Here is a 9,905-nt window from a genome sequence, read left to right as displayed (position 1 = left end):
AAGAAGGGCGACCTAGAAGGGATGCAATTGCACAAATAACGGAAATCGGCGCGCTATTGGATGAGGGCGAGAAGGAACTCGGATGAGTCTGCACGGATTTCGCGTTCATAGAAGTCGCCCAAATTTACGCGGGTCCGTACCGCGGCCTCCAACTAGCTCACTTCAGTGCTGAAGTGATCAAAAGGTCGAACCTCCGGGAACCGGCGAACTTTTGTGCAAGCGCCCGCCCGCCAAGCACGGCACCAACCATGGCTTCCTGATGCTCAACGCGGGCAAGAAGTCGGCTTCCCTCAACCTCAAGCATCCGCGCGGCCGCGACATTCTATTCCGCATGCTCGCCGATTCACGGCTGGCTTCCTTAGGTGCCGGACAGCTTCGCCCGGTACTGCCGCGACGATCGTTGATGGGGGAAGGGCAGTGGATATCAAACGATCCGAACCGCGATTACAGGCGCCGCGACGATCCAACAAAGTTGCCGCAATTCTAAGTGTGCGAATGCACATAGGACTGAATTCTACACTCGGTCCCAGATGTTTTAGTCGGCGCGGACGGTAAGGGCACGAACAGTTCGGCGCAGGAGGTTCTTATGCAAGCGTCTCTCGATTTTGCCGTGCTCGGAAAGCCCCACGCTCTCAAGAAATTCCTTCCCTCCGTCGAGTCGCTGCTGCCGCCGGAGGCATACCGCGATCTCGAATTTGAGGACCTAATCAAGGCCCGTTTTCCGGATAGTCGGCGTTGCTTTATCCGGTGGCGACGATTTTCGGACGACCTTGTTTTTCCAATCCATCAATATCCGGAGGCCATTTGCTTTGATGAGGTATGCCTCTATCCCGGCAGGATTGTGCCAGCCCCAGGGGTTCCCTCCGCTACTGGCAGATTTTTTCTACAGGTTCGCAAAGCCGGCCGCCGAACAATTGGGACTCAAGTACTATTCCACCGCCTTCGAGGAGACGCCGGCGCGGTGGCTCAAGCGCCGCAGACAATCTGCAATCGAAATCGCGCTTGGATGGAGCGTCGGGCGGCAGCTTCTGATTGAAGGCTACACCAGCCACGGCCTGGTCCGTGATGAAATCGGCGCGGTGCCCATCGACGAACAGTCAATTGCGCGTCGCCTGCTCAAAATCTACCCGTCGAGCCAAAATTGAGCGGAAGACGCCTTGGGAATAGCCAGGTCTTTGGATTCGCTTTTAGCCCTAGCTCAGAAGTAGCAGACCGGCTGGTCGGTAGTTCCGCGGGAATGGTTTGTGATCGAACAGACGCGGTGCTAAGGGTCTCACGCGATCCACAACGCGAACGCAACCGCGGTGAAGAAGGCGAACGCGAACATCGACCCGCCCACGTCCAGCGTGCCTTTGAAGAAGTCTACTCGTCCAGTGCTCTGGCGGAACACATCACGCACCATTACGCCGAGACAGCCGAACGCACGTAAGGATCATAGGTCAGTCTGTGCGCAGTGTCTCAAGCACCTTCAGCTAGCTTTCGCGCGGGCGCTTTCTTCTTTTCAGCCCAGCGCTTCTTCATCGCCGCCGCAATAAGCTTGCGAGCGGCCGGGCTCATGCGACGTCTTTTGGCTCCGGCAGTAGCACGTGCAGGTGCCGCCGGTGCCGCGGACTTGGAACGGCGAGCAGCCCAGCGTGCTTTCATCGCTTCGGATAGACGTCGCCTACCCGCGGCGCTGATACCTTTGCCGCGGTTGGATACTCCAGCGACGGTGACGCGTGTGGGGCTGGTCGCGCCCGCTCCATCAGCCAGGGCGCTGATCGCCCTATCGATCCGATCGCGTTCACTCTTCAGCTCGGAAACTATTTTGTCCAAGTCCAACAGGCTTCTCCTTCAGGTCTTCTTCATACTTTTAGCATAGAAAGCATTTCTTTCCACCACAAGGCTGATTGACCCATATAAGAAGTCACCGTGCGTATATTCAACTCCGAACATTACTCTAAAACGCTCAGGGCCGGGCTGCTTAAGGAGCCCGGCCCTTGGTTTCGACTCAAGGTAGTTCTACTTGTCGGCTTTCTTCTTCCCGGTCCGCGCCGGCGAGCCGTAGCGTTTGCTGAAGCATTTGCGGCATCGGCGATCGCGGCGCTTGATGAAACTCGGGGCCAGGTCTTTGCTCCCGCAGTAGCGGCAGACGAGATCCTCTGATTTCGAATTTTCGGTTGCCTTCCGCGCCGAAAGTTTTGCCTTGGCTTTTTTGGCAGTTGCTCTCTTACCGGCCTTTTTGGTTCCAGCGCTCACCGCTTTAGGCTTAGCACTCCTGGCGGGAGGCGTAGAACGTTCGGGCAAGACCTCGTTCTTGCTTTCACTGGCCAATTTCGGCGTATCCATCTGGGTAATTCTCCTAAGCCATATCGGCTCGCAGCGGATGTTTGCTCTGTTGGCCGAATGAAGCGAGTGGTGTTGAGGCCTTAGGTTCGTATTTTCCGTGAAAGAGTGACCCACCGTGGCCATCGGGACGGCCTGGAGAGCGATGTTGAGTAGCTACTGATCCGCAAGGTTGGGCGACCTTCGTCCAATTAAATCAAGCTTCTTTGTACTTCATGACTGGATGCGTGTCGCGACAAGAGCCAAGGTGTGACCGCCCGAGAGAGGACGGGCACTTCATGAAACCACCTAGTCCCAGAACTGAAGCACTAGCGGCCGAGATCGCAAATCTCGCTGCTCTCAGACGCGAGCAACTGCAAGCGCGCTGGCGCGAGCTGTATCGAACCGAACCACCGAAGAAGATCAGCCGCGACCTGATGATTCGCGCCATCGCTTATCGCCTGCAAGAGAACGCCTACGGCGGCCTCAAGCCGGCCACTCGCCGAGTGCTAGCCAAGGTCGCCGAGGATGCAGCGGCACGGCGGCCGATCCGAATTGCTCCGGAGCGCACCCTCAAGCCGGGAACCGTGCTGCTGCGCGACTGGCACGGCGTCCAGCATCAGGTGACGGTGCTCGAATCGGCCATCATGTTTCAGAAGAAACAGTACAAATCGCTGTCCGAGGTCGCCCGCAAAATAACCGGCACGCGCTGGTCGGGACCGCTGTTCTTCGGCTTGAAGAGCACCGACGAGGAGGCGACCGATGGAGCCCGCTAAATCCCGTATTCGGCGCTGCGCCATATACACCCGCAAAAGCTCGGAAGAGGGTTTGGAGCAGGACTTCAACTCGCTCCATGCCCAGCGCGAAGCGTGTGAAGCGTATGTGAAGAGTCAGGCCGGAGAGGGATGGCACCTCGTCACCACGGCCTACGACGATGGGGGCTACTCGGGCGGCAGCATGGAGCGGCCGGCACTTCTGCATCTGCTGGAAGACATTCGCCAGAAACAGGTCGACGTCGTGGTCGTGTACAAGGTCGACCGGCTGACCCGGTCGTTGGCCGACTTCGCGAAGATGGTCGAGGTGTTCGACGCTCAGGGCGTCTCCTTCGTGTCCGTCACGCAGCAGTTCAACACAACCACCTCGATGGGACGCCTGACGCTGAACGTGCTGCTCTCGTTCGCGCAGTTCGAGCGGGAAGTAACGGGCGAGCGAATTCGGGACAAGATCGCAGCCTCCAAGCGCAAGGGTATGTGGATGGGAGGAACTACACCGCTCGGTTACGACGTCAAGGATCGGCACCTCATAATCAATCGAGCGGAAGCGGCGACCGTGAAGCAGATCTATGAGCGATATCTGGAACTCGGCAGCGTGCGCCTGCTCAAGCAGGATCTGGATCGTCGCGGCGTCAGTTCCAAAGCTCGAGTCTCGATGAAGGGCCTCAAATCGGGCGGCCGATCGTTCTCGCGCGGCGCCCTTTACGAGCTGCTCGCCAACCCGATTTACATCGGCGAAATCCGCCACAAGCGAGAACGCCATCTGGGACTACACGACGCGATCCTCGAGCGCGAGCTCTGGGAGCGGGTTCAGCAAAAATTGCGCGAACAAGCCGCGCGGCGCGGCAGGCGTCCTACCAAGGCCGGATCGAGCCCACTCGCAGGCCTGCTCTTCGATCAGAGTGGTGAGCCGCTCTACGCCCAATCTACCGCCAAGGGCGCGCGGCGATACCGATACTACGTATCGAAAAGCCTGATCACAGGCTCTGCGAAGGATGCGCAGCGCGGTTGGCGATTATCGGCGACTGAGATTGAGCGGGCGGTGGCGATTGCCGCGCGAGCCATTCTGGACGACCGAGTCGGCATGCTCGAGGCACTCGAAAAGTCTGAAATCGATTCTCCGGACGTGCGGGCGATGCTTGAGACCGCGATGGACTACAGCCGACGGCTGATAGCCTCGATTGACGTGGCAGCTTGTCTGACGGATCTGGTCGAGAGGGTGGAGCTCCTGGAGCAGGGTATCCGGGTTTCAATCAAACTTCCGGTCCCCTCCGTCGGCCAACTCGAAGTGCCGTTCGCCAGCGCAATTCATCTCTCGAGGCTCCTGCCGCTCAGAATGAAGCGGCGCGGCGTCGAGACACGGATTATTCTGGAGGGATGCGAAGACACCCCGAGGAAGGTCGACCCGGGCGCTGCTGAAAGCCATCGCGCGCGCCACGCAATGGTTCGAGGAGTTGTCCAGGTTCGCTCGCTGGCCGAAATTGCCCGACGCGACGGGCTCCCCAAGCGCTACGTCGAGCGGCTGACCAAGCTGGCGTTCCTCGCACCCCGAATCGTCGAAGCCGTGGTCGAGGGTCGTGCCGCGGCTGGCCTCAACCTTCAAATGCTGATTGACGGCCGTTTCGAGCTGTCTCCGGAGTGGAGCGAGCAACAGCGCCAACTCGCACACGATCTAGTAGCGGAGTGAGCGAGCAGACTAATCGACGGGGAAAAAACCGTACGTACCGTGGCCCGGATTCTTGGTGAAAATGGTAAACGACATTTGGTCTCTCAGGACTTCGGGTGGATGTTCGTTTTCAATGATAACGATTTGGCTGTCCACGTGCCGGGACGCTAAGTATTTGTAGAATCGATCTTTCAGATCTGTGCCCTGAAGAAGCTTGTCTTCTTCTCCCTCCGGAGCCCAGTAAGCAAGGAGTGGGGAATCGAGTACCAGAAAACCAGGATGCGGCAACGATTTCGCCTGACAATACTCCATCAGACCGATTGAAGCGGCTGCATAGGTGATCGCCCGGAGTCCCTTACCTCTGCTCCCCCTCGGTTTTCCATCGATCACAAAGTCCTTCGTTCCCTCGTCAAAATACACCCGGTCTGCACCTGGAAAGTTCCAGGCTTGCAGGAGCGTTCTGACTTGCTCTGCAAGTTCATCCAACACAGTCTTGGAGAGGTCAGTACGAGACGAGTCTCCCGAGGTAAGCCCACCGGTGTCTTCCGAGAGTTCTGATTTCTGCCTCTGAAGACCGTCTATTCTATGAAACAGATCAACTGTACGCCTCACCTCACTGCGCTTCTCAATAACCTCTGCAAATGTATCACGAGCGGACTTCAATTCGGGAGAAATCGTACCTCTGATCTCGTCGTCAACGGCTCGGAAGAGTTCTTCAGTTTGGCGCAGACGCACGGAAAGGTCATTCGATTCAGCGTGCAGATCGACGACAGTTTGGTTCAACTCTGACGAAAGCTGTCTAATCTTTTCGATCTCAGCGCTGGCTGCTTGTACGGTGCCTTCGATGTCTCCTTCACAGTCACTGCTCAAGTGCTGAGCTTCGGGAAGAGCACCGCACAACGGACAAGGAGCGTTTGCCACATGTACGAAGAGCGAGCCCGTTTCCTGCATAGCTGTGAGGCGTTCGATGTCGATTCCATAGTGCGTACCGAGAAGATCAAACCGGGACAATAAGTCTTGGATCTCTTCGACTCGGCCTGTAATGTCTTCACGTTCCTTTAGGATTTCGCGACGATTAGTCAGAGATTCGTCGAGCCGCTGCTGAATCCGCTGAAGTTCCGAACCGTATCGAGCTATCATATCTTCGAGATTTTTGAGCTGGCTCTCGATCTCACCTTGATCGACTCCTAACTCTCTGACTTCTCCGAGTAGTTCAGAAAGCCATTGATCAATTAACTCAATCTTCGCCGAGGCGTTCTCACGTTCCCGTAAGGAGTTGGTACCAGGAACTAGAGCGCTATCATCGACGCCGGTCAGAAGAAGCTTTAGGGCAGAATACTCACTTGTCCGGTTTACGACTTGGATTGACAGAAATGGCGATCCTTGCTTCGTAATCTCAGTTTCTTGAACAATGATCAAGCGGGCAAGATCGCGAAAACTGAGACTTCGCGTGCTACCACTGCTATTACTCCTAATAAGAGGATCGACAAACCCAAGTTGTGACAAAAGCCAACCCGACAAAGTATCAGTACGACCACGCGCGTGTTTGTCTTTTAGACTAACACTCTGTCCAGCAGGTTCCTCGACGCCCAAGAGCCCATCATAGCGGAGGAGACTTCCGCCCTGCACGCTCCTTTCGAGCGTAAATTGTTTATCTTGTCGCGTCTCGATACCGATGCGCGCTCGATCATAGCCTACGCGTTCTGGTATGTCGCGCAGCGGATCGCTGCCTCCAAGAAGGAAATCGATCGTTTCTGCTATGAAGGACTTGCCCGTGTCAGACGCACCGCAAATTACGTTCAGACCTGTGCGAAAAGCCAATGACGCAGGAGACTTGCCGGCGCCGAGGAAGGCGATGTTTCTCAGTTGTAGAGCACTCGACGCCACTATCTGCTCCCCGGTTTTCCTTCCGTTGGCTGAAATTGCGTGGTCCATTCCTTGAAGAATCGCTCGATCATTTCGCGTATTTCGCTATCGGTGGCGTTGCCGAACTGGTCGTTGAGCCACGCGGCGCGTTCCTTGAGCCTTTTGATGTAGTTAGATGTCAGCGCTTTCAAAAACGGGCTCGCCGTGTCCGAGGCCTGGTACTGGATGCCTTCCACGGATACAGCACGACGAATCAGACCGCGGCTCATCATGAGACGAAGACCTTTCTCGATCAGCTCTCGGCGTACGAGAAGCTCGCCGGGCCGCAGAGGCAATGGCGCGTGAAGACTGTTTGGCCCTCCTGCATCTCCGGAATGGACTACGAGATAATCGAAATCCACAAGCCGCTGGAGGTCGAGTAATTTCGGATAGACAGCCGTTAGGATCGTCAGCGCCCTCACGCCGGTCTCCAATGGGCTGTTGAATGGGTTCGCTGTCCTAGTCATCGCCATTGCGGACCACCCACGTCAATCGGTCAGCATTCGCGAGCTGATGACAAATTCCCTGCTTGTCCTGAATCTTTACGACACTCGAGAGTGGACTGGACGATATCGATATTGTCGCTGCCTGGGACACTGTCGCATGCATGCGGTCTAGACCGTGGTGGTGATTGAACGCGCATGTATCGACGACACCCTGGTGGACCTCATCCTGTAACGTCTCGAATGTCCCGTCCGGAACAGTGTCTCGGGCGAAATTCCGCAATGACTCAGCGTGATAAAATCGTTCGCGCTGTCGCAAGAAATCCTGTCGGAGATAGGGTTTGGCGTCGAGTTCCGACACATCCTTTAGCGCGCTTCCCAAGTGTTCTCCATAGGCTTCGAACAGCTGCTGAATGTACCGACTCTCAATCGGAGCGATCTCGGCGGGCGGCATTGCCGGTGCGGGTCTCGCCGGCAATCCGCCGCCAAAACGCACTGAGTGAAAGGGTGTTTGCGAATGCTCCTCAATTAACTCGACTACTGATTTCGCGCCGAAAATGCGAAAATTGAAAGCATCGAAATAGTCGTTCAAATCACTCACAAGAGGGACGGAGAATGTCGAGGAGATTGAGTGCTCACAGGATTGCGTCCAATTCTTTCTTGTCTCTGCCTTCAACTTTTGAGGATCGGAAAGGAGTTTCTCCAGACTGGTACCGATTCCCTTAGACGCGACGAAGTAGTGCTTGCGAGGCGGCGGAAATTCGCCCTTGAATGAATAGTAAACGATTTTGCCGATCTCGACCCAAATATCGCTCGGCCACAAAGGATGGTCGTAGTGCTTACATTGGTAATTTTCCCATCCACCAGTAAAGGTGCCCTCCGCGATAAACCCGACAACATCAAGACCTTTATCGCCTGCGCCTGCAAAACGTGCGACTCTGACATAGTTCCCCTTGAGAGATGATGCCCATTCTTCTGTGAACTGTTCCCACTCAACGGGCGAAAATAGCTCGACCCTCTTGGGCTTTGGTATGGGAATCCCGGCCGCGACATGCTCTGCAGTGTAGCCCTTCGTCGCTTGCGCTGGAGTCAGATCTCGCAGTTCTTTTTTGTCTTCCATTCCCGCAGTTGACAGAGAAAGGCTATCTTAGGATTTGTCTTTGCCAATCGCGGTCTTGCGCTTCTTTATGGGGACAAATTTGCGACGTCCATTCCTCTCGGCGTCGTGAAACGCAGCGAGTTTGATCGCGCGGGACATGCGTGATGGCTCTCTTGTTCATTCTTCACGCGCTCTTTCTTGCAAATCGCTAAGCAGGTCTTCGATTTCTTCGAGGGCGGAGCGGAGGTCTTCCGCGATCTCCGCGGCCAGGATGTGCGGATCGGGCAGGCTCGCCGAGTCTTCAAGGCTCTCGTCGCGGAGCCAAAAAATATCAAGGCTGGCTTTGTCGCGAGCGATGATCTCGTCGTAGGTGAACGGGCGCCATCGGCCGTCCGGATTCTTCTCCGACCAGGTCGGCTTGCGCTCGTGGCGATTGGAGGGGTTGAAGCACGCGACGAATTCGTCGAGATCTGCGCGCGTGAGCCGGTTCTGCTTCAGCGTGAAATGAATATTGGTCCGGAGATCATAGAACCATACCGTCTTCGTCCACGGCGTTTCGCTCGCCGGGCGCCGGTCGAAGAACAATACGTTCGCCTTGACTCCCTGCGCGTAAAAGATGCCGGTCGGGAGCCGCAGCACCGTGTGCAGCTCGCATTCATTCACCAGCTTGCGCCGGACGGTCTCGCCCGCGCCGCCCTCGAACAGCACGTTGTCCGGCACGACTACGGTCGCCCGTCCATTAATCTTCAGCAGGCTCTTCACATGCTGTAGGAAGTTGAGCTGCTTGTTGCTGGTGGTGGTCCAGAAATCCGGCCGGCTGTATGAAACCGATTGCTTGTCGGTCTCGCCCTCCTCGTTGACCACCGTGATGCTGGATTTTTTGCCGAAGGGCGGATTGGTAATCACGACCTCGAAGTGATCGCCTGGTTCGTTGCGCAGCGCGTCGTCCGTGCGGACCGGCGGCTCATGCTCGTCGTCGTCGGGTCCGATGCCATGCAGCAGCATGTTCATCGCACACAGCCGCGTCACGCCGTCCACCAGTTCGACCCCGCGCAGCGCGTCGTAACGCAGATGGCGCTTCTGGTCGAGATCAAGATCGTAGTGCGTCGCCAGGTAATGATACGCGGAGAGCAGGAACCCGCCGGTGCCGCATGCTGGATCGCAGATCACGTCGCCGGGCCGCGGCGCGATGCAATCCACCAGCGCATCGATCAGTACGCGCGGTGTGAAGTACTGCCCCGCGCCGCTCTTGGTGTCTTCGGCGTTCTTTTCGAGCAGGCCTTCGTAGGCGTCGCCCTTCACGTCAGACGACATCGAGGACCAGCTTTCCTTGCCGATCAACTCGACGATCAACTGGCGGAGCTTGGCCGGATCCTGAATTTTGTTCTGCGCCTTTCTGAAGATGATACCGAGCATCCCGCCAGCCTTGCCGAGGTCAATAAGGGTCTTGCGGTAATGCTCTTCGAGCAGCGCACCTTCCATCGAGGGTGCGGCCAGATCGGACCATCTGAATCCGGCAGGGACTGGGTTCTTCGCTCCGGTTATTTCAGCGCGTTCATCGGCCATCTTGAGGAACAAGAGTGTGACGAGTTGTTCGAGATAATCTTGATAAGAGAGGCCGTCGTCGCGCAGCACGTTGCAGAAGTTCCAGAGTTTCTGGACGACTTGGCCGCTGCCGTTTCCATTGCTCATTTGGCGGCCTCGGTTTCGTGAAG

General features: G+C 56.7%; 9 protein-coding genes and 1 pseudogene. 4 read left to right on the top strand and 6 right to left on the bottom strand.

Annotation, left to right across the window (positions count from 1 at the left end; translation table 11 throughout):
- Nucleotides 1–193: 193 nt before the first annotated feature.
- A pseudogene (locus tag Q7S58_RS15815) lies at nt 194–487 on the top strand (CoA transferase); the annotation flags it as partial.
- A 283-nt stretch (nt 488–770) separates the two neighbouring features.
- Nucleotides 771–1,145, top strand: coding sequence for a hypothetical protein (locus tag Q7S58_RS15810; RefSeq protein ID WP_304827849.1), 375 nt, complete (start codon nt 771–773; stop codon nt 1,143–1,145).
- A 128-nt stretch (nt 1,146–1,273) separates the two neighbouring features.
- Here Q7S58_RS15810 and Q7S58_RS15805 read toward each other — a convergent pair whose 3' ends face one another.
- On the bottom strand, nt 1,274–1,402 hold the full coding sequence (locus Q7S58_RS15805) for a hypothetical protein (RefSeq protein WP_304827846.1): 129 nt from the start codon (nt 1,400–1,402) through the stop codon (nt 1,274–1,276).
- A gap of 599 nt (nt 1,403–2,001) precedes the next feature.
- Nucleotides 2,002–2,328, bottom strand: a complete 327-nt coding sequence (locus Q7S58_RS15800; RefSeq protein WP_304827843.1) for a hypothetical protein — start codon at nt 2,326–2,328, stop codon at nt 2,002–2,004.
- 275 nt (nt 2,329–2,603) lie between these two features.
- Here Q7S58_RS15800 and Q7S58_RS15795 point away from each other — a divergent pair, with 275 nt between their 5' ends.
- Together Q7S58_RS15795 and Q7S58_RS15790 are read left to right on the top strand one after the other, a co-directional pair.
- A complete protein-coding gene (locus tag Q7S58_RS15795) occupies nt 2,604–3,080 on the top strand; it encodes a DUF2924 domain-containing protein (protein WP_304827838.1) in 477 nt (158 codons plus the stop codon).
- Nucleotides 3,067–4,764: a recombinase family protein gene (locus tag Q7S58_RS15790; protein ID WP_304827835.1), complete on the top strand. Its 1,698-nt coding sequence runs from the start codon at nt 3,067–3,069 to the stop codon at nt 4,762–4,764. Before Q7S58_RS15795 ends, Q7S58_RS15790 begins: the two co-directional genes overlap by 14 nt.
- Before the next feature lie 9 nt (nt 4,765–4,773).
- Here Q7S58_RS15790 and Q7S58_RS15785 read toward each other — a convergent pair whose 3' ends face one another.
- The 4 genes from Q7S58_RS15785 to Q7S58_RS15770 all read right to left on the bottom strand — a co-directional run bounded on the left by Q7S58_RS15785 (nt 4,774) and on the right by Q7S58_RS15770 (nt 9,882).
- Nucleotides 4,774–6,678, bottom strand: a complete 1,905-nt coding sequence (locus Q7S58_RS15785; RefSeq protein WP_304827832.1) for an AAA family ATPase — start codon at nt 6,676–6,678, stop codon at nt 4,774–4,776.
- Complete coding sequence (locus Q7S58_RS15780; protein ID WP_304827828.1) at nt 6,630–7,070, bottom strand: ABC-three component system middle component 2; 441 nt, start codon at nt 7,068–7,070, stop codon at nt 6,630–6,632. The genes Q7S58_RS15785 and Q7S58_RS15780 overlap by 49 nt, the downstream gene beginning before the upstream one ends.
- A 37-nt stretch (nt 7,071–7,107) precedes the next feature.
- Nucleotides 7,108–8,211, bottom strand: coding sequence for an ABC-three component system protein (locus tag Q7S58_RS15775; protein ID WP_304827824.1), 1,104 nt, complete (start codon nt 8,209–8,211; stop codon nt 7,108–7,110).
- Between the two features lie 156 nt (nt 8,212–8,367).
- Nucleotides 8,368–9,882: a class I SAM-dependent DNA methyltransferase gene (locus tag Q7S58_RS15770; RefSeq protein WP_304827820.1), complete on the bottom strand. Its 1,515-nt coding sequence runs from the start codon at nt 9,880–9,882 to the stop codon at nt 8,368–8,370.
- Nucleotides 9,883–9,905: the final 23 nt, after the last annotated feature.

It is taken from the genome of Candidatus Binatus sp. (genome assembly GCF_030646925.1).
GTDB lineage: Bacteria > Desulfobacterota > Binatia > Binatales > Binataceae > Binatus.
This window is presented reverse-complemented; position numbering and strand designations above follow the sequence as displayed.

What these genes read in the sequence shown, in the direction of transcription:
- Q7S58_RS15805 (WP_304827846.1), bottom strand. Translation starts at nt 1,402, where the DNA reads ATGGTGCGTGATGTGTTCCGCCAGAGCACTGGACGAGTAGACTTCTTC.
- Q7S58_RS15800 (WP_304827843.1), bottom strand. Translation starts at nt 2,328, where the DNA reads ATGGATACGCCGAAATTGGCCAGTGAAAGCAAGAACGAGGTCTTGCCC.
- Q7S58_RS15795 (WP_304827838.1), top strand. Translation starts at nt 2,604, where the DNA reads ATGAAACCACCTAGTCCCAGAACTGAAGCACTAGCGGCCGAGATCGCA.
- Q7S58_RS15790 (WP_304827835.1), top strand. Translation starts at nt 3,067, where the DNA reads ATGGAGCCCGCTAAATCCCGTATTCGGCGCTGCGCCATATACACCCGC.
- Q7S58_RS15785 (WP_304827832.1), bottom strand. Translation starts at nt 6,678, where the DNA reads ATGGACCACGCAATTTCAGCCAACGGAAGGAAAACCGGGGAGCAGATA.
- Q7S58_RS15775 (WP_304827824.1), bottom strand. Translation starts at nt 8,211, where the DNA reads ATGGAAGACAAAAAAGAACTGCGAGATCTGACTCCAGCGCAAGCGACG.
- Q7S58_RS15770 (WP_304827820.1), bottom strand. Translation starts at nt 9,882, where the DNA reads ATGAGCAATGGAAACGGCAGCGGCCAAGTCGTCCAGAAACTCTGGAAC.